Genomic DNA, 22,405 nt, shown 5'->3' with positions numbered 1-22,405 from the left:
TCCAATTTGATTTAAATAAAAAGTATTAATGAATTTAAAATTCATTAATATCTTTTCGGCCTTATTAAAATAATAATTTTCAATTAAATACAAATAAACAAATGAAAAAAAATGTGTTATTCGGGATAGTTATTTTCCCGTTATTTTATTCCGCACAAGTAGGTATAAATACATCTACTCCAGCTGCAACATTAGATGTAACTGCTAAAAATGCAACAGGAACCACTACCAACGTAGATGGTTTGCTAATACCCCGTGTAGACAGACAAAGAGCGCAAAGCATGGCTTCTGTTCCTACTTCGACTCTCATTTATGTGAATAGCATTGCAACGGGAACTCAAACAGGAACCGCTGCCAACATAAATGCAGTTGGATATTATTCATTTGACGGATCTGTCTGGGTAAAAATAAATACAGGAAATGATGTTAATATTTATAACTCAGACGGAACACTTGCCGGAAACAGAACGGTTGAAATGGGAACCAATTTTTTAAGATTCCAGAATACTGCATCCGGACCGTTTTTCAGACTTCTTCATACGGCTACTGATGGTCAGGCCACTGTTCAGGGAACCAACCGTTCCAGTATGACATGGTCTTCTAATGCCGCCTCTTTCCTTGATATTTTTCAGGATGTAGGGTCAGCAGCGCAAGTTGCCATTAGAGGAACTTCTACGGGACTGTTCTTAGGTTCATCTACGGGAAGTACAGCTCCTGTCAACCTTATGACCAATGGAACCACAGCCCTTACAGTTATTAATGGAGGTAATGTAGGAATAGGAACTACAGCACCCAATGCCAATGCATTATTAGAATTAAGCTCATCATCAAAAGGGCTTTTATTTCCAAGAGTAACTCTTACCTCTACAGCCCTTGCCTCTCCGCTTTCCGCACATGTGGCAGGTATGAAAGTATATAATACGGCAACCAATACATCATCTGCAGGTAATGAGGTTTATCCTGGCGAATATATAAATGACGGTGCAAAATGGGGACGTTCATTAAGCACAAATGATGTTAGTATACTGGTCGGAGCAGATGGTACAGACGGTGTGGCTACATCAGCGACGATAACAGTGCCTAATGCTGTAACTAATGTTGATACTAATTTAAGTACGTTTAATTTTACATTGACCAGACCTTCTTTAGTTACTTTCAGCGCAAATGTTTCAGCAAGTTTAACAACCACGACAGGAAATGCAATAACAGATGGGGTACCAAGACTATATCGTGTTTTTTGGCAGTTTACAGCACTACCTGCCGGTTCTACATTAACTACAGGAGCTGCCTATGGTCCGAGTTCCGGTATTTATACAGGAGCCAGTGCCGCAGGTGGTACAACAGGAAATATGAATACGACTCCCAATATGTCTCTTAAGCTAATTGCAGGTACATACACCGTAGTTCTAACCGGACGATTATCAAATGTTACCAGCTCCTCCTATAATGGACAATTTGGAGTAGCCACTAATGACAATGTGAGTATTGTTGCTATACCTATAAAATAATATTTTTATTCTAATAAAATATCATTTACATTAATTTGATAAAACCGCAGAAAATTTCTGCGGTTTTGTTTTATATTTGTTATACTCGTTTAATCCTAAAAATATAGATATGAAATTCGGCCAGGTAGAAGACCCTTCAAAAATAGATTTTACACTTCCTAAAGATCATTCCGGAACTAAGGAAATTCTAAGTCAGAATAAAAAAGGATTGGAAAATATTTCTATTGGATGTGCAAAATGGAACAAAACCGATCTTAAAGGATTTTATCCTAAAGGAACCAAGGACGAATTGACCTATTACGCCAAACAGTTTAATTCTATTGAACTGAATGCTACTTTTTACGGAATGCCTACCCCAGAACAGGTAGCGGTCTGGAAAGAAAAGACACCTGAAAATTTTAAATTTTTTCCAAAAATCACCAATACTGTTTCGCATTTCAGAAGACTGATTGACGTTACTGAACCGGTAACCAATTTTGCATCGGCCATCATGAATTTTGATCAGAAACTAGGCATGGCTTTTTTACAGCTTCATGATAATTTTAAACCTAAAGATTATGACAGGCTGGAAAAATTTGTAAAAGACTGGCCTCAGGAAGTTCCTCTTGCTATTGAACTCCGCAATACGGAATGGTTCTCTGATGAAGAGATCTTCAATACAACCTGCGAGCTTTTTGAAGCCAACAACATTACCAATATTATTGTGGATACTGCCGGGAGAAGAGATATGCTCCATATGCGCCTCACTACTCCCAACGCTTTTATCCGATATGTTGGCGCCAATGCCGAAAGCGACTATGAAAGGCTGGATGACTGGATGAATCGTCTGACAAAATGGAAAAAAGAAGGTCTGCAGAATGTATACTTCTTTGTTCATCAGAATATTGAAAAAGCGTCTCCCCTACTTTCCGCCTATTTCATTAAAAAGATGAATGAGGAATGGAAAACCGATCTACATATCCCACAAATGGCCACCGATAATAACGGAACTCTGTTTTAACCAAATTAACCAAATAAGTTTTTAATTGTTGTATTTTTCAGCCAGACCTGCAAAAAGATGCTTAAAAAGCTATTTTTGTTGAAAAAAAACAGTAAATTAGGATATACTGATGTTCATTATAAAGCACAGTATCCTAAAAACAAATGTCATGGAAAAAGAAATTTGCACAATCAGTATTGCCAGTACGTGGCTCGGTGATGAATATACGTTTTACGAGGATCATAAAATAAAAAGAGTCTACGATAACCATAGTCTGAGTTCCAACCGGACCGAGTGGCTGGAACCCCACCAGATCAGTAAGCACAATAAAGATAAGCTGATTAAAAACTGTCCTGAAGAATTTAAGGAACAAGTCATGCAGATTCTTGATTATCCATAATATATAAGCAATGAGTAATAAGGTTAAAAAAACTGCTTATTACTTATTGCTTATTTTTTCTTAACAAAAGTACAAGATTCAGGAAGAGGAGCAGGAGATCTAAGGATACCCAGATTCCCAGCTTTGCATTTTCATAGTTATAGGTCTCCACCTGTTTTTTTGCTGCTTCTGAAAGTTTTACACTTTGATTGATATAGTTTTGGACTTCAACAATCTGATCAATATTTTTGTTTGGAACAGCATGTTGGGAGAAATAGACCATATTCTTTTTGCCTAAATATCCTATGATCCAGTATTCGTCAGATTGGTCCATTTTAAGATATTCTATCCTATAATATTCCGGACGTATTTTCCCGATATGTTTAGGTTCCAGATTCTGGATTTTGGCAGTATCCACTTTGATCAGATAAAAATCCAGTGTCTGTGGAAGCTTATTGACCACCTGTAGTCCTACAGAATTATCTACAAAGCTTACCGCACTTTTTTTAATGAACCAATACGTAAACGTTGAGATTGAAAAAACCAGTGTAAGGATACGGAACAGCTTTGCCCATTTTGCCAGCCTTCCCGATTTTACTTTAAATAAAACCAAAGAAAGGACACAAGCCCAAAAGATAACAAAAATGATAAATACCATACTGCAAAGATACTGATTTAAGATTTTTCAGAGGAATGTTAATCTACATTCCATTCTTTGTAGAACTGATCCAGGAATCCCAGCATATAATCATGCCTTTGCTGAGCGATCTCCTTCCCTTTCTCAGTATTCATCAGGTCTTTTAAAAGCAGAAGCTTTTCATAGAAATGATTAATCGTTGTTCCGTTAGACTTTTTATATTCATCTTTAGACATATTCAGACTTGGCTGCACTTCCGGGTCATACATCGGATTGTTTTTAAAGCCTCCAAAGTTGAACGTCCTTCCAATTCCAATAGCACCTATCGCATCTATACGGTCTGCATCCTGTACAATCTTAAGCTCAATTGGCAATTCAGCCGGAACTTCGCCCCTGTTTTTAAACGAGATATTTTTAATGATAAATAAAACTTTTTCTATCACTTCTTCAGAAACCTGTTGTTCTTCTAAAAATTCTCTTGCTATTTTTGGAGCAATGGTTTCGTCTCCGTTATGAAACTTTGGATCAGCAATATCATGCAGCAATGCGGAAAGCTCCACAACTTCCTGGTTACAGTCTTCTGATGCCGCTATTTTTTTCGACAGCTTCCATACTCTTTCAATGTGATACCAGTCGTGCCCGGCTTCGGCGCCTTCTAATTTTTCTTTTACAAATTCTACGGTGTTTTCGATCGTACTTTTCATTTATCTGCCAATTCGTTTAAAATAATATTCCAGAGTTTTTTGTTATAACTTCTAAAAAAATTGACGTGCCCGATTTCATTTTTATCAGATTCTGAGGCTTTTATCAGCCTGTAAATAGGTCTAAGGTTAGGATATGTATTGTTCAAAAGGCTCAATACTCCTTTTTCAGTCAGCCATACATCGTCTTCTGCCCGGATCACAAAAACTTTTTGCGTCAATGTTTTAGAATAGTCATCAATTTTCTCCAACAGTCTGTTGGTTGATTTCCTGTTTAAAATTAAGGTTCTCCAGTCATATGCACAATTTTTTGGCAGACTTTCTCCAAGTCCAAACCAGTTTGCCGGAAAATAGCCTAATAATCTGGTGGTTAGTGGCTGAACAATTCCAAAGCCAAGATAAGCTTCTATTTTTGTGCGAATCTTCAGGTTTCCTACGAATGCATTCTGAGTTCCCACAAAAATGAATTCATCAAACATCATGGAATCTTCATTCATACCAAGAATCAATGCCCCGACCGAGTGTCCAAGACAATACTTCTTATATTCCGGAAATTCTGTTTTAATATATTGAGTGATCGTTTTATAGTCTTCAGAACCCCAGATTCTCATGGAGGCTTTAAAACCTTTCATGTTTTCCGGTTTTGACAATCCTATTCCTCTGTAATCATAAGCTATGACCGTAAATCCATGTTCTGAGAAGAAATGGGCAAATGAAAAGTACACCTGCTGCTTTACACCTGTTGCAGAGTTGATCAGAAGCAGCTTTCCGTTACTTTTTCCAGGCCTGAAAAGATGAGCTGCCAGAGATATATGGTCTTTTGTAATGAGTTCCAGTTTTTCCATATTATAAAAAAGAAAAAATCCACTATAAAAGTGGAGATTTTACTTATATTTTTATGTTAAGTTTACAGCTTTCGATATGCGGCAAATAGCTTTAGGAAAGGAAATCCGACATTCTGGGAAGTCCGGTCTGGGAACCTTTCCCTCCGGAAACCCTCGAAGAAACTTCATTACCGAATTTCACACAATCTTCGATAGAATTTCCGTGGCATAGTGCTACAGCAAATCCTGAAGTAAAGGCATCTCCCATTCCCATTTTGTAAACCGTCTCGTCTTTATCATTCCTATAGTACTTCATTTCCGTTCCGTCAAAATAAACCGTTGAATTGGTATCATCCCTTACGAAAACCTTATTGAAATATTTTTTAAGGATCTCTTCTCGCTTATCTTCACCGAAAACAGTATGCAGTTCACTACTTTTCGTCACAATAAAATCTACATTTTCTATAATGCCTTCACTGATTCTCATCGCCGGCGAAGCATAAAGGCCTACTTTTTTTCCGTATTTTTTAGCTTTTCGGATTGCATATTCTACTACCTCCATCGCCACTTCAAGCTGAACGAGAACAAGATCCACACTGTTAAAATAACGGTCCGCATCTTCCACATGCTGAATGCTGAGGTGTTTATTAGCCGCAGGAACTACTACGATGGCTGCATTTCCATGGCTGGTAGTTACATATGCTGTTCCCGTAGATTCCATATCGGTTTCATGGACAAAGCCTACATTTACACCTTCACCTACAAGATTTCTCATGATCTGCTGGCCAAGAGGATCCATCCCCACACATCCTATAAAATAGACACTGGCTCCCAGCCTTGCAGTTCCCACCGCCTGATTGGCCCCTTTTCCTCCAAAATAACTATCTGATTTGACAGCTAGAACCGTCTCATTGGATTGAGGAATTTTTTCGGTTTCTAAAACGAGATCAATTGATGAGCTGCCTACTACAATAATTTTGGGTTGTTCTGATGAGAATTTCATTGGTGTTTTTATCTGAGTTTAATATAATGTTTTCAGAGAACTAGGTTCAAAAATAACTAATTTAATTAACTTATTTCAATAAATTCGGTAATTATCTTCACAGGTTTGTGATCCTGGTCGTATGCAATATAGCTGGCATAAAACCCTTCACCATATCCTGTTTCAAAGGCAAAGATTGTTCCGGGATGCTCCTCAGCAGGTTTCAGAAATGCATACTGGTCTATAGCTCCTTTCTCATCAAAGAAATAATCATGGAAAAATTCTTCATAGATTCCCATGAAATCTGCCCCTTTATTATGATACAACTTTTTTTCAAGCTCGTTAAGGCTATGCTGGGTATCTACATCCATCAGGCATCCCATTCCACTTTCTACAGGATATCCGAAAACTTCCTCTTCAGCAAGATCTTTGATATCCTGGCCTTCAGTAACAGCCATTTTCCAGTCTGTAATTTCTGTATTGCTGAAAATAACTTCTGCATACGCAACACAGTTGCTTTCTCTTTCTTTATGTAGTAAAACAGAGAAATTACCTTTTGGAAATTCTGTTGTGAAAGGCAACATGTCATTCGTGATCAAAGGATCACAGGCAACGAGCTTTCCACTGGAAAGATAGAGTTTCCCAACTTCAAAGCTTTCCAGTAAAGGACTTTCCACGAAGTTTCTTGAGAATAGTTTTTTTATGTTGTCTATGTGTGTCATTTATTCTTTATTAATCTGCACCAGTCAATGTGATGTGTACATTTTCACTCCCTACATTGAGACAAAATAAAATATTATTCATTTCATCTTCCGGGCTTTCAATTATTAAAAGCTGATAAATTTTAGGGTCATTAGCCATTTCAATATCTTCTGTAGAAGAAATTTTTGCAGAAACTGCCAGGCTTGAATTTAAAACAATATTGACATAACTGTTTTCTATCAAATTTCCGTCCAACAGTTCTCCAATCAGGTAAAACTCTTTTTTTCTTCTGATGGTAAAACTGCTAATGACCCTAAAAGTCCCAACTTTATCTTTAAAGTTCATTACAAACTTTTCAGTTTCTCTTCCAGAATTGCAATTTTATCCTGAGCATCTTTTTGTTTCTGGCGCTCTACTTCTACAACTTCAGGTTTAGCGTTAGCTACAAACTTTTCATTGGAAAGTTTCTTGTCTACAGAGATTAGAAATCCTTTCAAATAAGCCAATTCTTCTTCTGTTTTCTTTTTCTCTTCACCCAAATCTAAATTTTCGCTCAGAGGAATAGAAATTTCTGTTGCACTAACAAGGAATGTAAAGCTAGGCTTATCTGTCTTTGCTCCGAAATGAATTTCAGTAACATTAGCCAGCTTTCTGATCACCGCTTCATTTTCAAAGTTTGAGGCACTTGTATAAACCTCAACAGCTTCTTTAGGCGAAATTCCTTTGGTCTGACGGTAATTTCTGATTCCGGAAATGATTTCTTCAGCAGTTTCAAAGTTTTTGATTATCTCTTCATTAAATGCTGCAGCTTTCTTCTGCTGAGCAACAATTAAAGCTTCTTCAATACTTCTCTCCGAGATAAGCTGCCAGATTTCTTCAGACTGGAACGGCATAAACGGATGAACAAGTTTCATCAACTCTTCAAAGAAAGCTATTGTTGTCTTATACACTTCTTCAGAAACTCCTTCCCCATAGTTTGGTTTCACTGCTTCGAGGTACCATCCGCAGAAATCATCCCAAATTAGTTTATAAATCAGGTGCAGAGCATCAGAAATTCTGAATTTCTCAAACTGCTGCTCAATCTCCCCGATTGTTTTATTTAATTTATGTTCAAACCATTCGATTGCATTTTTATCTGAATCGTTCAATGGTTTATTTTCTCTGCTCCATCCTTGGGTTAAACGGAATGCGCTCCAGATTTTCGTCATAAAGTTTCTTCCCTGAAGCATCAGATCTTCGTCAAAGAGAAGGTCATTTCCTGCTGCAGAACTCAATAAGATTCCTACACGAACTCCATCTGCACCATATTTATCCATCAATTCAAGCGGATCCGGAGAGTTTCCTAAAGATTTTGACATCTTTCTTCTCTGCTTATCTCTTACAATTCCTGTAAAATAAACATTTTTGAACGGAACTTCTTTTCTGTATTCCAGTCCGGCCATGATCATTCTGGCTACCCAGAAGAAAATAATATCGGGACCTGTAACCAGGTCAGAGGTTGGATAATAATAGTTGATATCTTTATTTTCAGGATCCAGAAGACCGTCAAATACAGACATTGGCCATAACCATGATGAGAACCAGGTATCAAGAGCATCTTCGTCCTGTTTCAGACCTTCAAGAGTTAATTCCTGATTTCCTGTTTTTTGTTTTGCCAATTCTAAAGCTTCTTCTTTAGTCTCTGCAACCACAAAATCATTTTCTCCATCTCCGTAGTAGAATGCCGGAATCTGCTGTCCCCACCAAAGCTGACGGGAGATATTCCAGTCACGGATGTTTTCCATCCAGTGCTTGTAGGTATTCTTGAATTTTTCCGGGTAGAATTTCACTTCATCATCCATTACTACATCCAATGCAGGCTTAGCAATTTCAGACATTTTTAAGAACCACTGAACTGAAACTTTAGGCTCAATAACTGCACCTGTTCTTTCTGAAGTTCCTACTTTATTTACATAATCTTCTGCTTTCAGTAAAAGATCTTTTTCCTGTAATTCTTTTGCGATCTGCTTTCTTACATCAAATCTGTTTTTACCTGCATAGTGTAAACCGTGCTCGTTAAGATTTCCGTCATCATCCAAAGCATCGATCATTTTTAACTGATGCTTCTGCCCTATCTCGTAGTCGTTGGTATCATGGGCAGGTGTAATTTTCAACGCTCCGGTACCGAATTCAATGTCTACATATTCGTCTTCAATAATAGGAATTACTCTGTCAACAATCGGTACGATTACATTTTTACCTTTCAGATGAGCATATCTTTCATCATTAGGATTGATACATACGGCAGTATCCCCGAAAATAGTCTCGGGACGTGTTGTAGCTACGGAAAGAAATTCTTCCGAGCCTTCGATTTTATATTTAAGGAAATATAATTTTCCGTTCTGTTCTTTAAATATTACTTCTTCATCAGAAATATTGGTCTTTGCTTCCGGATCCCAGTTAACCATTCTGTAACCCCTGTAGATTAATCCTTTATTATATAGATCTACAAAGCTTTTAATCACCTGTTGAGAAAGTTTTTCTTCCATGGTGAAACGGGTTCTGTCCCAGTCGCATGAACATCCCAGCTTTTTCAGCTGTTCAAGAATAGTTCCTCCATATTTATCGGTCCATTCCCAGGCATGCTTTAAGAATTCTTCACGGGTAATATCTGATTTATTGATCCCTTCAGACTTCAGTTTAGCAACAACTTTGGCTTCAGTGGCAATTGAAGCGTGATCTGTGCCCGGAATCCAGCAGGCATTAAAGCCCTGCATTCTTGCACGGCGGACGAGAACATCTTGAATGGTATTGTTCAGCATATGTCCCATGTGTAATATCCCCGTTACGTTTGGCGGAGGAATTACCACAGTATATGGTGGTTTCTCATTGGGTTCTGAATGGAAAAATTTGTTTTCCATCCAGAAGTTGTACCATTTCTGTTCAGTTTCCTGTGGATTGTACTTTTCTGAAATCTGCATAAAATTCTATTTCTTTTGCTTACAATTTGCAAAAATAGTCTAAAGAAAAAAAATTTTAAGTATGAATTAAAATAATTTTTAACTTTGTTTCTTGAAATTTATCTAACAAACATATTAACATTCAAGAATATGAAAAAATTAATTGCAGGAATTGCATTATTCGGAACATTTGCATTGGCATCTGCACAAACAATTACGTTTGACAAAACTACTTTTGACTATGGTACTATCAAACCAAGTGCTGACGGTACAAGATTCTTTACAGTAACAAACACTGGTGACAAGCCTTTGATCCTTTCTAATGTAAAACCTTCTTGTGGATGTACTACACCTGAGTTCAGCCAGGATCCTATTATGCCAGGAAAATCTGCTAAGATTAAAGTGGGATATAACACTACTCTTAACGGACCTTTCAATAAAATGATCGAAGTTTTCTCTAATGACCCTGCTAACAGCAGAAGCGTAATCTACATCAAAGGTAATGTAGACGCTAATGCTTCTGAACCAAAGCCTTTAACAGCTGAAGAGCAGAAAGCAGCAGCAAAAGCTGAAAAGAAAGCGGCTAAACTTGCTAAAAAAGCAGCAGCAAAGTAATCTCTACTAAAAAAATAAAAAAACCGTCTTCATATGAAGACGGTTTTTTTATTACATTTAAGTAGGATTTAGAAGTTAAATTTGAATATTAGTTAATAATACCTTTTAATTCTCAATCTTTAAATCTTCAATTTTTCAATCTTTAAATATTAAAAAATATGGATACCAATTTTTCAGATGATTTCCTGGTAAAGGGAAAAATTTCGATAAAAAAAATTTCAACAGAGTATAAAGGAAAGCTCACAAAAGAAGAAGGTGAGCAGTTGTTAATCGCTGAAAAAGAAAAACTGCGCGAACTGCAGGAAAAGCTTTATGCTGATGGCAGCAAATCCCTGCTTGTGGTTCTTCAGGCAATGGATGCAGCGGGAAAAGACAGTTTGATAGAGCATGTTTTCGGAGGTGTAAATCCACAGGGATGCAATGTTACCAGCTTTAAGGCTCCAAGTTCAAAGGAATATTCCCACGATTTTCTGTGGAGACATTATCTGGCTCTCCCACAGAAAGGAATGATTGGTATTTTTAACAGATCACATTATGAGAGTGTTCTGGTATGTAAGGTTCATCCTGAATATAACCTCAGCGAGAAAACATGGTCTTCTGTAAAGGATTTTGATGCAAAATTCTGGGAAAACAGATATGAAAGTATCCGAAATTTTGAGCAGCACCTGGCACAGAACGGAACTACTATTGTGAAAATATTTTTAAATGTTTCTAAGGACGAGCAAAAGAAGAGGCTTCTGGACAGAATTGATGAACAGGAAAAAAACTGGAAATTTTCTGCCGCAGATCTTCCTGAAAGAGCGCTTTTCCCAAAATATATGGAAGCTTATGAAACCGCTATCAACGAAACTTCAAAGGATCACGCCCCATGGTATATACTTCCCGCAGATAATAAATGGTTTGCAAGAGTAGCCGCTATACAGATTATTATTGATACTCTGGAGAAGATGGATCTGAAGTATCCTCAACTTGGAGAAAAGGAAAAAACAGAGCTTGCCGAAGCAAAAAAAACCCTTGAAGGTGAATAATATATAAGTGTAAATTATTACGTCGTAGCTAAATAAGATAAAATAAATTTAACATAGAAGACACTAAAAAGTGAATAATATGTTGTTCATATTAGTTTTTTTTATAAATTTATCAAAAATTAATTTTTAACCCCAAATCATTAAACTTTAGCTATGAAAAAACATTTATTATTATCAGCAATTGCTGTAATAAGTATTATCTCCTGTAATAGTGAAGGGGCAGCTGTCAATACTGTACAAAGTATGAAGACTCCTCAAATGGAAAACTTCGACAAAGCTTTCAAAAGTCTTGGTGATCCTCAGAACAGACCTACGGAAGAAGAAAAGAAAAGGAACACTTCCGAACTGAGTGACAGAAGAAAAGCACTTCTTGTACCGGCTTCCAAAGAACTTATTATTTCCTCAGGCGTAACAGAAGCCGAATTAATGAGAAAAACAGGAGGCGATATGAGCCAGATTATTGTATGGGCCACCAACATCTACATGCAGAAAAGTGATGAGATCCGTAAAAACTTAAAATCTGAGAAATAGATCATGAAGAAGCTGCTACTCCTGCTGGGAATCTGTTTTGTTTCCTCAGCATACGCCCAGGGAGGAACTCTGATCATTCAGAATCTGACTTCCAATTATGATTTCCATGGAACTATTTATGCCAATAACAACGTAGGAGGAGGATGTTATCCGTTAGTTATCTCCAAAGATCCTGACCCCATAATCATACCGCCAGGCACTATTGTAAAATATGAGAATTACAGAGATCAGTATTCTTTTTCCGGTTACCCGATTTCTACCTGGGATGTTATTTTGGGAGCAGGATCCCCTGCCTCACCAAGACCCTGGAATCATGGAAGCCTAGTTCCGGGCGGCGTTATTTCCAATAACACAAAATGGTCTATGTCTAAATTCCAGATGTATCATGCCGGAACTTCGGTACCTGAGACCTACTTCAATGGGGATATCGGAGGAACTGCCGCTCCGTGTAATACTGCCCCTGACACTGTTACAACATCGTGGGGAAGCGCCAAATGGTTTACCATCACTTCCGGAACAGATGTTTACACTTACCTGATCATCCAATAACCCTTATTACTATGAAAAAGATATCATTACTTTTATCAGCTTTGGCAGGAGTTCTTTCTTTTGCCCAGACTTCTCCCCTGATTATACAGAACTATAGTGCATATGATGCCGTAGGCCGACTCCGTACCGGTACACCGGGAGTGCCCGGTCCTTATATGTTTGCAGCTCCTAATGCTCCTTACGGTACCTACACTGTTCCTGCCGGAGTTACTACACAATATAATACATTCAGTACATCAGGTACAGCTTCTCTTCCTATTACAACATGGTATGTCACAGATCCTGTCAACCCTGCAAATAGCGGAACATACCCATACAACCATCCTTTTATTGCAACGGTAATGAACCCTTCCAATATATGGGGTGGATTCCATTTCTGGCTGACAGATCCATCATTAGGAACTGATATGTATCAGCTTGGGAATCCTGTGGTATATTCAGGATTCACAGCTTCAGGAACAGGAGCTTTTTCGAGCGCAGACTGGTTTACAATAACCACGCCTAGCGGCCCGACCACTTACCTGCAGATATTCTAGATAAACGGCAGCTGTTCTGCAGCTGCCTATTTTATTGAACATCCCTTACGGAAAGCAACAGTTTTGCTCTCCGAGGGATATTATATGCCCCAATTTCACTAATCATTTACCTTATATTAATACAACTTAATTATGAAAAAAATCTTTTTATCGGCTTTACTGGCCGTTTTAACATTAGCAGCATGCAGCAATGAAAATACTGTTGCAAATACTGTGGAAAGCATGAAAACGCCACAGATGGAAAACTTTGACAAAGCTTTTAAAAGCCTTGGTGATCCGCAGAACAGACCTACGGAAGAGGAAAGAAAAAGAAATACGTCCGAGCTGAGTGACCGGAGGAAAGCCCTTCTGGTTCCGGCATCTAAAGAGCTAATTCTATCCACAGGCATTACAGAAGCTGAACTGACAAGAAAAACCGGTGGTGATATGAGCCAAATTATTGTTTGGGCTACGCAGATCTATATGCAGAAAAGTGACGATATCAGAAAAAATTTAAAATCAGAGAAATAATTATGAAAAAGTATTTAGCTATTCTAGGATTGGTCTCCTTATCTTTTGCCCATGCACAGGGGGGCCCTCTTGTTATCAACAATTATACATCGTATGATTTCCATACAAGAGTTACTGCGGCCAATCTGTTTACACCGGGATGTTATTTTTATGTCGCTTTAGACAATCCTGAGCTTGTAATTTCCGGTGGTAATTCTGTCAGTTACAACAGCTACAATATTCCGGGGACAACCTGGAAAGTATCTACATCATCTTCGCCTGCGACCCTGAGATTGGGGAGTAATCCAAGTCTTGCCCTGGGAGGAACAATCTCCAACAATACGAAATGGGTGGTCTCTCAATTTCAGCTTTATCAGTCAGGAACATCTTTATCGGTAGGAGCTGTGGGAGATACTACTTATACATGCAATCCTGTTCCCAATATTTTCAACACTCCTCAGGCAATGGTAGAATGGTTTACGATTACTTCCGGTACTACCACATCTACATATGTCCAGATATATTAATCAGTTTATCCAATTAAATCCCAATTCTTTATGAGAAAACATTTTTTACTGGCAGCTTTTGCCTTATTAATCTTAACCTCATGCAGCAATGAAAGTTCTGCTGTAAGTACGGTGGAAAGTATGAAAACCCCGCAGATGGAAAACTTCGACAAAGCTTTCAAAAGCTTGGGAGATCCGCAGAACAGACCTACGGAGGAGGAAAGAAAAAGAAATACATCTGAGCTGAGTGACCGAAGAAAAGCACTTCTTGTACCGGCATCTAAAGAGCTAATTCTATCCACAGGCGTGACAGAATCTGAACTGACAAGAAAAACAGGTGACGATATGAGCCAGATTATTGTCTGGGCTACGCAGATCTATATGCAGAAAAGCGATGAGATCAGAAAAAATATTAAATCCGATAAATAAACACTAACCATTCAATTTATTAAAGTATGAAAAAATTAACTGTTATTCTAGGAATGCTAGCAGGAATAAGTATTTCTGCACAATCTTCCTCAATAGTAATCCATAATTACAGCGCTTATGATGCTGAAGGCAGGTTTATGACAGTAGGATCAGCCGGCACAGGATCGTCTCAGCCCTATATGTATGCCCTTCCGAATCCTCCTTACTCAGTATATACTATTCCTGCAGGAGGTCACACGAAATATGACAAATTCGATAATACAGGCAGCCCGAATCCCATTCCCATTCCCGGATGGTACTATATCGATCCTTTAAACAGTTCCAACACCGGCAATTATCCGTACAATCATCCTATAATCACAGCGGTTACTCCTGTTGATGAGTGGATGGGCTTTGCTTTCAGGCTCACAGATACCACGGGATATACATATGATACTTTTGAGGTAGGGGATCCGATTCTTTCCAACGGTTTCTTAAGCTCAACCCAGACCGGGCCCAATACCACTGTTTCTGCAGACTGGTTTACCATCACAACAACGGGCGGACAGGTTACCTATTTCCAAATCTATTAATTCCCGTTACACAACCAGAAGTTTAACGTAATTAAAAAAACAAATATTTAAATACTTATGAAAAAACTACTTATATCATCAGTCTTTGCCCTATTAACTCTGGCATCATGCAATAATGAAAGCGCTGTCGTCAATACGGTGGAAACTATGAAAACCCCGCAGATGGAGAACTTTGACAAAGCTTTTAAAAGCCTTGGTGATCCGCAGAACAGACCTACGGAGGAGGAAAGAAAAAGAAATACTTCCGAGCTGAGTGACAGAAGAAAGGCTCTTCTAGTTCCGGCTTCCAAAGAATTAATTCTGTCCACAGGCATTACGGAAGCAGAATTAATGAGAAAAACAGGCGGCGACATGAGCCAGATCATTGTTTGGGCTACTCAAATTTACATGCAAAAAAGTGATGAAATCCGTAAAAACATCAAATCTTAAAAATAATTATCATGAAAAAAGTATTAACATTACTGGGATTAGCAGCCTTTTCTTTCGGTTACTCACAAGGAGGAACGCTTATTCTGAACAACTATTCACAATATGATTTCAAAGGATTCATAGTGGCTAATAATTTTGCCGGAGGGTGCTATCCTTACATCAGCTCCAACAATCCGGATATGGTAACGGTTCCCGCCAATTCTCATATTGGCAATGGTCAGGAGCTGAGATATACCAACTACAGAGATCAATTCAATTCTTCCTTATACCCGATGACGGAATGGCACGTCAGCACATCATCTGCGCCCGGCATACCAAGGTTATGGAACCACCCAGCCATAATGCCCGGCGGGGTTCTTTCAAACAATACAAAATGGGCCACCACCAAATTTGTAATGTATTATCCGGGAACAACAACCCTTGCTCCGGATAATTTTAACGGTGCCATCACTCTTGCCGGCAACTCCAACTGCTACAGTGCCTCTGACAATATGACGACTTCAACAGGAAACAATAGTGCAGAAATATTCACCATAGCAAGTGGCGGAATTACCTATACTTATATCCAAATCTATTAATTTGAATTCCTTATGAAAAAAATATTCACCATTCTTTCCTTAGCATTGTTCTCAGCTGCATATTCCCAAAGCAGTATGATGATTGTTAATAATTATTCTACCACCTACGATTTTCAGGGAAATATCAGTGCTCACAATTTTTCAGGAGGATGCTATCCCTATGTAACATCCAGCACACCTGCGGCGATTACTGTTCCTGCCAATTCGCATACAGGTAATGGTCAGGAACTTGCCTATAAAAATTTCAGAGACCAGTTTACCGGCTCATTGTATCCTACTACAAACTGGACAGTACAGCTGAGCCCAACTACATCCCAGATACGTGCCTGGAACCATCTAAGTATAGCACCCGGAGGAGTTATTGCTTCGAATGTGAAATGGGCTTCTTCACAGTTTCAGATGTATTTTGCAGGAACTTCCACACCGGAACCATCTTTCAGCGGGCTGATCGGAGAATCTCCCGATCCGTGTACAGGTGCCACAGGGTATATATCAACGCCTTATGGGGATGCAGAGTGGTTCAATATTACTACGAGCAATGTAGATTATTCTTATTTACAAATTTATTAGTCAAAAAAAATCAAACCTAAATTCTAATTAATTATGAAAAAACTTTTTTTATCGGCAGCTTTTGCCGCTTTAACTCTGGTTTCATGTAACAATGAAGGAAGTGCTGTCAATACGGTGGAAAGTATGAAGACTCCACAGATGGAAAACTTCGATAAAGCTTTCAAAAGCCTGGGAGATCCACAAAACAGACCTACGGAAGAGGAAAGAAAAAGAAATACTTCCGAACTGAGCGACAGAAGAAAGGCTCTTCTTGTTCCGGCTTCCAAAGAATTAATTTTATCCACAGGAGTTACCGAGACCGAATTAATGAGAAAAACCGGTGGCGACATGAGCCAGATCATTGTGTGGGCTACCCAGATCTATATGCAAAAGAGTGACGAGATCCGTAAAAACATCAAATCTGATAAATAATGAAAAAGATCTTGTCAATATTAGGTATTGCAGCCTCCATAGCTGCATATGCGCAAGGAACCCTTATTATCAACAATTATACAATTTATGATTACAGGGGAGATGTAATTGCACACAATATGTTTGCCCCATGCTATCCGAGAGTGGTCAACAATGTTCCTATCATAGTGCCCGCCAATTCCAATACAGGAACAGGAACCCAGCTTCAATATGATAACTTCAGGGATCAGTATACTTCTTCTTTGTATCCGATGGCTGAATGGAGTGTCGGAACCTCTCCCAACACCACGAATGTAAGACCATGGGATCACCCGGTTTTAGTTCCCGGAGGTACGTTTTCAAACAATACGAGATGGGGTATAACTAAATTCGGGATGGTATATGCAGGAACCAATAATAATGTTGTTGGTTTTAGTGCTAATATAGCTATAGCAGGAAATCCATGTTATACTTATCCTGATTATTTTACAACCCCAAATGGACTTAACAGCGGGGAAATGTTTATCATTACCAGCGGAAGTAATGTGACCACATATATCCAGCTTTATTAATCAAAAAATCAAATCTAAATTCTAATTAATTATGAAAAAACTTTTTTTATCGGCAGCTTTTGCTGCCCTAACCCTGATTTCGTGCAACAACGAAGGAAGCGCTGTCAATACGGTGGAAAGCATGAAAACTCCACAGATGGAAAACTTCGATAAAGCTTTTAAAAGTCTTGGTGATCCGCAAAACAGACCTACCGAAGAGGAAAGAAAAAGAAATACTTCCGAACTGAGCGACAGAAGAAAGGCTCTTCTTGTTCCCGCATCCAAAGAATTAATCCTGTCCACAGGAGTTTCCGAGACCGAATTAATGAGAAAAACCGGTGGCGACATGAGCCAGATTATCGTATGGGCTACGCAGATCTATATGCAGAAAAGTGACGAGATCCGTAAAAATATTAAATCTGATAAATAATGAAAAAGCTATTAACCATATTGGGAATCACTGCAACTTCGTTCGCTTATTCCCAAGGGATGTTCATACTTAACAATTATTCCCCTCACGATTATCACGGAAATCTTATGGCCATCAATCTTAGCGGCTGTGTTCCGGCTGTCATAAACAATGATCCTGCCACAATTATTGTTCCTGCCAATTCACATATGGGCAACAACCTTGCCTGGAAGATAGATAACTACAGAGACCAGTTCAGTAATTCCCTGTATCCTATCACCAGCTGGCTTGTAACACTTGGGCCATCACCAGCAACCGTAAGACAATGGAATAACCCCAGCCTTATGCCGGGCGGTGTAATCGCCAACAATACCAAGTGGGTGACGTCTAAGTTTGCCATGTATTATGCAGGAACAGGCAACAAGGTTTTCGGGTTCAACACGAACCTGGGAGATGCAACCCCGAATACATGCGTCACCAGTGTTGATTATTTTTCTACTCCTGACGGCTCCGCAGAATGGTTTACCATTACAACAGGTACTGAAACAACAACTTATCTACAAATATATCCATGAAAAAAACAGCAGCTTTATTATTGGGTTTAGCGGGAATACTTTCCTCAGCCCAGACTTCTTCTTTTGTATTTAATAACTATAATATCTATGATGCAGTAGGAAGACTAATGACCTGCAGCCCGACTCCCGGACTGATTAAATATATGTATGCCTCTCCAAACGGTACTTTTGGTTCGTATACAATGCCGGCAGGAATTTCTTCATCTTACGCCTCTTTCGGCACCACCGGACTGGCGCCTTTCCCTATGAATATGATGCAGTGGAATGTGACTGATCCTTCCAATACATCCAATAACGCATCTTATCCTTACAATCATAGCTTTATAACATCTACAATGTCAGCTATTAACGAGTGGGCTTCATTTCATTTTACGCTGCGTGACAGCTCCGGAAACGCCATTGATTCCTATCTCGTGGGAGATCCTGCTGTTGCAATTAATGCAGGTGTAACGGCAAACGCATATCAGATAGGTGCCAGCAGCGGGATAGAAGCAGAATGGTTTACCATTTCAACATCTACTGGAAAGGTAACCTATTTCAGTATTTATCCATAAAAAAAGCGGAGACTGATCTCCGCTTTTTTATTTTAAACAGTTTGTATTGAATAAAAATCACGAGAAAATCTATAAGCCGGATTTTGTTCTTCCGAAGAAGTGCCTGTTATTTATCTACGTCTTACATTGCTGTAAAACTTGAGCTGATTACCCCTCGGCTTTCAGGACGAGCCGCCCCTATTTCCATTACTGAAAAGAACCGATATACTTATCATTGCACCGCAAAGAGTTTACCTGGTTTCACTACAGCCGAACTGTACCTGCTTTCTGTTGCACTTGTCCTACCCTCACGGGTGACGGATGTTATCCGCTTTGCTGCTCTATGGTGTCCGGACTTTCCTACCCCTGCCGAAACAGGAATCAACAAGCCGATTTTCTCGCGGTTGCAAAGATACACGATAATTTCGACAATTCAGAATGTGGAAACAGACCAATTTGAAATCTTAAAATGCAGGACCTTTTCAAATGAACAAATTATACCATCATATATCAACAAATTACCACATTATTATTATCTTCGTGCCATTATATATCTATGACTTCCAGGGAAAAAGAATTTGCGCAGCTTATTAAGGATAATCAGGGCCTGATTATTAAAGTTTCGCGCTTGTATACCAATTCTCTTGAAGACGAAGAAGATCTGTTTCAGGAGATCGTCCTCCAGCTTTGGAGAAGCTACGATTCTTTTAAAGGAAATTCTAAAATTTCTACGTGGATGTACCGCGTAGCGCTTAATACAGCCATTACACTTTTCAGAAAAAAAAGCAAAAGCCTTCTTACGAACGAGCTGGATATCAATCACAGGGATTTTGTAGAGGACGACGACGATAAGCAGCAGCAGATATCGCTTCTGTATACCGTAATTAAAACACTTCCCCATGTAGAAAGAGCAATTGTAATGATGTATCTTGACGACCTGCCTTATAAGGATATTGCAGAAAACCTAGGGATTACCGAAGTTAATGCGCGTGTAAAAATGAACAGATTAAAGAAAACCCTTAAAGAACAGATGCAAAAATATGCCTGATTTTGATTTAGACAGTTTTAAGAAAACATGGCAAGAGCAGCCTGTTCAGCCAAAATATGACAGCAATGAGATTCTTCAGATGCTGAACAAAAAATCACGCAATTACGTGAAGTATATTTTTTGGATCAGCGTGGCAGAATTTTTATTCTTTTCCGTTCTGGGATTATTTTATTTCTTTCAGGATGAGGAATCGGATAGCTTCCGTAAGATCTTAGAAAAACTGGGAGCTCAGAAAGCCCCTGAAATAGAAACTAATTTTGACCATGCTTATTTAGCCATAAAAATTTTAAGTCTTTTAATTACAGCTTATTTTGTCCTAAAGTTTTATCAGAATTACCGCAAAATAAGGATCGAAGAAAACCTAAAAGGTCTTATTATACGGATCATTAAGTTTAAGAAAACAGTGAATGCTTTTATCCTTATCAGCATCGCGCTGCTGGTAGCTTTTACATTTGTATTCACAGCCTTTATTTTCTATGTATTAAATTCCCAAAACGTACGGCCGGATAATGCCAACCTTATTATTGTTATTATTGGAATCATTGTAAGTACGGTATTATGTGTCCTGCTGATCTGGCTCTACTACAGGCTTGTGTATGGAATTATCATCAGAAAACTGGACAAAAATCTAAAACAGCTTAAAGACATAGAATCTCAGGAAAATTAGATAGACAGGCATCATTTCAAGATTTTTCATTAATTTTATTCCACCAAATCTTAAACTATGCCATTATCTTACGTCTATGGAGCCTCTGCTATTCCATTACTGGGACAAACCATTGGAGGGAATCTTAAAAAGACTGTTGAAAAATTCTCAAACCATGAAGCCTTAGTCTGTGTTCATCAGGATTACAGAGCTACCTATCAGGAATTTTATAATCAAACCACCGCTGTTGCTAAAGCTTTAATCTTTTTAGGAGCCAAAGCAGGAGACAGAATCGGAATCTGGGCTTCGAACCGCTATGAATGGGTTTTGCTTCAGTATGCTACAGCCCGGGTAGGTACCATACTGGTCAATATCAATCCTGCTTACAGAACACACGAACTTACATATGTGATCAATCAATCCGGAATTCGGTTTATGTTTTCTTCTTTAAGCTTTAAAACGAGCAATTATAAGGAAATGGTAGAATATGCCAAGGAAGTATGCCCCAGCCTGGAGCATGAAATCTTCTTTGATGACAACTGGGAAGATTTCTTGAACAACGGACAGGATATTTCGGATGATACGCTTCACAGCTTTGAAGAGCATGTACAATTTGATGATCCCGTGAATATTCAGTATACATCCGGAACAACAGGCTTTCCAAAAGGTGTTACTCTTTCCCATCACAATATTTTAAATAACGGATATTTTATCGGCATTCGCTTAAAATACTCGGAGAAAGACCGTGTCTGTATTCCTGTGCCATTCTATCATTGCTTTGGAATGGTGATCGGAAATATATGCTGTACAACCCATGGCGCATGCATGGTGATCCCTAATGACAGCTTTGATCCTGAAATTACTTTAAAAACAGTTTCTGAAGAAAAATGTACCTCCTTATATGGAGTTCCAACAATGTTTATCGCTGAACTGGCTGTTAAGGATTTTGCCTCCTATGATTTTTCAAACTTAAGAACCGGCGTTATGGCTGGGTCTGTATGCCCGCCCGAAATTATGAAAAAGGTGGAAAGCCTAATGAACATTAAAGAAATGAGTATCTGTTACGGAATGACGGAAACGTCTCCGGTTTCTACACAGACGCTGATAGGAACGCCATTGGAAAAACAGGTCAGTACTGTAGGAACCGTGCAGGACCATCTTGAAATAAAGATTATTGATGAAAACGGGAAAACCGTACAACGTGGTGAACACGGCGAATTATGCACCAGAGGCTATTCCGTAATGCTGAAATACTGGAATGATCCGGAAAATACAAAGAAAGTACTGGATGACGCCCGATGGATGCATACCGGCGATATGGCCGTAATGGATGACGATGGCTATATTACCATATCCGGAAGAATAAAAGATCTCATCATTCGCGGCGGTGAAAACATTTCGCCTAAGGAAGTTGAAGATTTCCTATACACTTATCCAAATATACTGGATGTACAGATCATCGGGGTTCCGAGTGAAAAATTCGGAGAGGAAGTCATGGCCTGGGTAAAAGTGAGAAAAGGATTTGAGGTATCAGAAACCGAACTTTTAGAATACTGCCAGGGAAGAATTGCTCATTATAAAGTTCCGAAATACTGGAAATTTGTGGATGAATTCCCAATGACAATATCCGGAAAAATAAGAAAAGTAGAGATGCGTGAGATTTCTATAAAAGAACTGGAACTGGATAAATTGAAACAGCGTTCCTAAGGAAAATATTATAATAAAACTTTGCGTTAAAAATATCTTGCAGATCGAGCATATTTTCACTTT

30 protein-coding genes and 1 other RNA gene are annotated in these 22,405 nt (G+C 38.7%); 23 read left to right on the top strand and 8 right to left on the bottom strand.

The window, feature by feature from the left end; translation table 11 throughout:
- Positions 1 to 101 precede the first annotated feature (101 nt).
- From DRF61_RS09950 to DRF61_RS09940, 3 genes are all read left to right on the top strand, one after another.
- Positions 102 to 1,508, top strand: coding sequence for a hypothetical protein (locus DRF61_RS09950; protein ID WP_111956522.1), 1,407 nt, complete (start codon positions 102 to 104; stop codon positions 1,506 to 1,508).
- Positions 1,509 to 1,617: 109 nt separating this feature from the next.
- On the top strand, positions 1,618 to 2,508 hold the full coding sequence (locus DRF61_RS09945) for a DUF72 domain-containing protein (protein WP_111956520.1): 891 nt from the start codon (positions 1,618 to 1,620) through the stop codon (positions 2,506 to 2,508).
- Positions 2,509 to 2,656: 148 nt separating this feature from the next.
- On the top strand, positions 2,657 to 2,887 hold the full coding sequence (locus tag DRF61_RS09940) for a hypothetical protein (protein WP_111956898.1): 231 nt from the start codon (positions 2,657 to 2,659) through the stop codon (positions 2,885 to 2,887).
- A 43-nt stretch (positions 2,888 to 2,930) separates the two neighbouring features.
- On the opposite strand, the gene DRF61_RS09935 is transcribed toward DRF61_RS09940, so the two are convergent.
- From DRF61_RS09935 to DRF61_RS09905, 7 genes are all read right to left on the bottom strand, one after another.
- Positions 2,931 to 3,524 carry a hypothetical protein gene (locus DRF61_RS09935; protein WP_111956518.1) on the bottom strand — a complete coding sequence of 198 codons (594 nt, stop codon included), beginning with the start codon at positions 3,522 to 3,524 and terminating at the stop codon, positions 2,931 to 2,933.
- Between the two features lie 38 nt (positions 3,525 to 3,562).
- Positions 3,563 to 4,207 carry an HD domain-containing protein gene (locus DRF61_RS09930; RefSeq protein WP_111956516.1) on the bottom strand — a complete coding sequence of 215 codons (645 nt, stop codon included), beginning with the start codon at positions 4,205 to 4,207 and terminating at the stop codon, positions 3,563 to 3,565.
- The gene (locus DRF61_RS09925; protein ID WP_111956514.1) at positions 4,204 to 5,049 is read right to left on the bottom strand and encodes an alpha/beta hydrolase family protein; all 846 of its coding nucleotides are present in this window, start codon (positions 5,047 to 5,049) and stop codon (positions 4,204 to 4,206) included. Before DRF61_RS09925 ends, DRF61_RS09930 begins: the two co-directional genes overlap by 4 nt.
- 91 nt (positions 5,050 to 5,140) lie before the next feature.
- The gene (locus tag DRF61_RS09920; protein ID WP_111956512.1) at positions 5,141 to 6,031 is read right to left on the bottom strand and encodes a ribokinase; all 891 of its coding nucleotides are present in this window, start codon (positions 6,029 to 6,031) and stop codon (positions 5,141 to 5,143) included.
- A 65-nt stretch (positions 6,032 to 6,096) separates the two neighbouring features.
- Complete coding sequence (locus DRF61_RS09915; protein ID WP_111956510.1) at positions 6,097 to 6,732, bottom strand: DUF4241 domain-containing protein; 636 nt, start codon at positions 6,730 to 6,732, stop codon at positions 6,097 to 6,099.
- A gap of 10 nt (positions 6,733 to 6,742) precedes the next feature.
- Positions 6,743 to 7,057: a hypothetical protein gene (locus DRF61_RS09910; protein ID WP_111956508.1), complete on the bottom strand. Its 315-nt coding sequence runs from the start codon at positions 7,055 to 7,057 to the stop codon at positions 6,743 to 6,745.
- Positions 7,057 to 9,672 carry a valine--tRNA ligase gene (locus DRF61_RS09905; RefSeq protein WP_111956506.1) on the bottom strand — a complete coding sequence of 872 codons (2,616 nt, stop codon included), beginning with the start codon at positions 9,670 to 9,672 and terminating at the stop codon, positions 7,057 to 7,059. Before DRF61_RS09905 ends, DRF61_RS09910 begins: the two co-directional genes overlap by 1 nt.
- Positions 9,673 to 9,801: 129 nt before the next feature.
- Here DRF61_RS09905 and DRF61_RS09900 point away from each other — a divergent pair, with 129 nt between their 5' ends.
- The 17 genes from DRF61_RS09900 (at position 9,802) to DRF61_RS09820 (ending at position 18,962) form a co-directional block, all read left to right on the top strand.
- A complete protein-coding gene (locus tag DRF61_RS09900; RefSeq protein ID WP_111956504.1) occupies positions 9,802 to 10,266 on the top strand; it encodes a DUF1573 domain-containing protein in 465 nt (154 codons plus the stop codon).
- 158 nt (positions 10,267 to 10,424) lie between these two features.
- Entirely contained in the window at positions 10,425 to 11,294 is an 870-nt protein-coding gene (locus DRF61_RS09895) for a polyphosphate kinase 2 family protein (protein ID WP_111956502.1), read from the top strand.
- 153 nt (positions 11,295 to 11,447) lie between these two features.
- The gene (locus DRF61_RS09890) at positions 11,448 to 11,825 is read left to right on the top strand and encodes a hypothetical protein (RefSeq protein WP_111956500.1); all 378 of its coding nucleotides are present in this window, start codon (positions 11,448 to 11,450) and stop codon (positions 11,823 to 11,825) included.
- Between the two features lie 3 nt (positions 11,826 to 11,828).
- Positions 11,829 to 12,374 carry a hypothetical protein gene (locus DRF61_RS09885; RefSeq protein WP_111956498.1) on the top strand — a complete coding sequence of 182 codons (546 nt, stop codon included), beginning with the start codon at positions 11,829 to 11,831 and terminating at the stop codon, positions 12,372 to 12,374.
- 11 nt (positions 12,375 to 12,385) lie between these two features.
- On the top strand, positions 12,386 to 12,910 hold the full coding sequence (locus tag DRF61_RS09880; protein WP_111956496.1) for a hypothetical protein: 525 nt from the start codon (positions 12,386 to 12,388) through the stop codon (positions 12,908 to 12,910).
- A 132-nt stretch (positions 12,911 to 13,042) separates the two neighbouring features.
- Positions 13,043 to 13,420: a lipoprotein gene (locus DRF61_RS09875; RefSeq protein WP_111956494.1), complete on the top strand. Its 378-nt coding sequence runs from the start codon at positions 13,043 to 13,045 to the stop codon at positions 13,418 to 13,420.
- A gap of 2 nt (positions 13,421 to 13,422) precedes the next feature.
- The gene (locus DRF61_RS09870) at positions 13,423 to 13,926 is read left to right on the top strand and encodes a hypothetical protein (protein WP_111956492.1); all 504 of its coding nucleotides are present in this window, start codon (positions 13,423 to 13,425) and stop codon (positions 13,924 to 13,926) included.
- Positions 13,927 to 13,956: 30 nt separating this feature from the next.
- Positions 13,957 to 14,334 carry a hypothetical protein gene (locus DRF61_RS09865; protein WP_111956490.1) on the top strand — a complete coding sequence of 126 codons (378 nt, stop codon included), beginning with the start codon at positions 13,957 to 13,959 and terminating at the stop codon, positions 14,332 to 14,334.
- Positions 14,335 to 14,360: 26 nt separating this feature from the next.
- The gene (locus tag DRF61_RS09860) at positions 14,361 to 14,906 is read left to right on the top strand and encodes a hypothetical protein (RefSeq protein ID WP_111956488.1); all 546 of its coding nucleotides are present in this window, start codon (positions 14,361 to 14,363) and stop codon (positions 14,904 to 14,906) included.
- 57 nt (positions 14,907 to 14,963) lie between these two features.
- Positions 14,964 to 15,335, top strand: a complete 372-nt coding sequence (locus DRF61_RS09855) for a hypothetical protein (RefSeq protein ID WP_111956486.1) — start codon at positions 14,964 to 14,966, stop codon at positions 15,333 to 15,335.
- An 11-nt stretch (positions 15,336 to 15,346) separates the two neighbouring features.
- Positions 15,347 to 15,913 (top strand): hypothetical protein, encoded by a 567-nt coding sequence (locus DRF61_RS09850; protein WP_111956484.1) that lies wholly within the window; start codon positions 15,347 to 15,349, stop codon positions 15,911 to 15,913.
- A 12-nt stretch (positions 15,914 to 15,925) separates the two neighbouring features.
- Complete coding sequence (locus tag DRF61_RS09845) at positions 15,926 to 16,483, top strand: hypothetical protein (protein WP_111956482.1); 558 nt, start codon at positions 15,926 to 15,928, stop codon at positions 16,481 to 16,483.
- A gap of 33 nt (positions 16,484 to 16,516) precedes the next feature.
- A complete protein-coding gene (locus DRF61_RS09840; protein ID WP_111956480.1) occupies positions 16,517 to 16,894 on the top strand; it encodes a hypothetical protein in 378 nt (125 codons plus the stop codon).
- Positions 16,894 to 17,445: a hypothetical protein gene (locus tag DRF61_RS09835; protein WP_111956478.1), complete on the top strand. Its 552-nt coding sequence runs from the start codon at positions 16,894 to 16,896 to the stop codon at positions 17,443 to 17,445. Before DRF61_RS09840 ends, DRF61_RS09835 begins: the two co-directional genes overlap by 1 nt.
- Before the next feature lie 31 nt (positions 17,446 to 17,476).
- On the top strand, positions 17,477 to 17,854 hold the full coding sequence (locus DRF61_RS09830) for a hypothetical protein (protein WP_111956476.1): 378 nt from the start codon (positions 17,477 to 17,479) through the stop codon (positions 17,852 to 17,854).
- Positions 17,854 to 18,408: a hypothetical protein gene (locus DRF61_RS09825; RefSeq protein ID WP_111956474.1), complete on the top strand. Its 555-nt coding sequence runs from the start codon at positions 17,854 to 17,856 to the stop codon at positions 18,406 to 18,408. Before DRF61_RS09830 ends, DRF61_RS09825 begins: the two co-directional genes overlap by 1 nt.
- On the top strand, positions 18,405 to 18,962 hold the full coding sequence (locus tag DRF61_RS09820) for a hypothetical protein (RefSeq protein ID WP_111956472.1): 558 nt from the start codon (positions 18,405 to 18,407) through the stop codon (positions 18,960 to 18,962). Before DRF61_RS09825 ends, DRF61_RS09820 begins: the two co-directional genes overlap by 4 nt.
- A gap of 56 nt (positions 18,963 to 19,018) precedes the next feature.
- Here the strand turns inward: DRF61_RS09820 and rnpB are convergent.
- Positions 19,019 to 19,342, bottom strand: an RNA gene (gene rnpB, locus DRF61_RS09815) — RNase P RNA component class A.
- Positions 19,343 to 19,497: 155 nt separating this feature from the next.
- Between rnpB and DRF61_RS09810 the strand changes: the two genes are divergently transcribed.
- Genes DRF61_RS09810 through DRF61_RS09800 form a run of 3 tightly spaced genes read left to right on the top strand, consistent with a single transcriptional unit; the run spans position 19,498 to position 22,342 of the window.
- A complete protein-coding gene (locus DRF61_RS09810; RefSeq protein ID WP_111956470.1) occupies positions 19,498 to 19,989 on the top strand; it encodes an RNA polymerase sigma factor in 492 nt (163 codons plus the stop codon).
- The gene (locus DRF61_RS09805; protein ID WP_111956468.1) at positions 19,982 to 20,656 is read left to right on the top strand and encodes a beta-carotene 15,15'-monooxygenase; all 675 of its coding nucleotides are present in this window, start codon (positions 19,982 to 19,984) and stop codon (positions 20,654 to 20,656) included. The genes DRF61_RS09810 and DRF61_RS09805 overlap by 8 nt, the downstream gene beginning before the upstream one ends.
- A gap of 57 nt (positions 20,657 to 20,713) precedes the next feature.
- Complete coding sequence (locus tag DRF61_RS09800; RefSeq protein WP_111956466.1) at positions 20,714 to 22,342, top strand: AMP-binding protein; 1,629 nt, start codon at positions 20,714 to 20,716, stop codon at positions 22,340 to 22,342.
- Positions 22,343 to 22,405 lie beyond the last annotated feature (63 nt).

This window comes from Chryseobacterium lathyri (assembly GCF_003290185.1).
Lineage (GTDB): Bacteria > Bacteroidota > Bacteroidia > Flavobacteriales > Weeksellaceae > Chryseobacterium > Chryseobacterium lathyri.
Note: the sequence above shows the minus strand (reverse complement) of the source record. Positions and strands in the feature narration are given on the sequence as shown.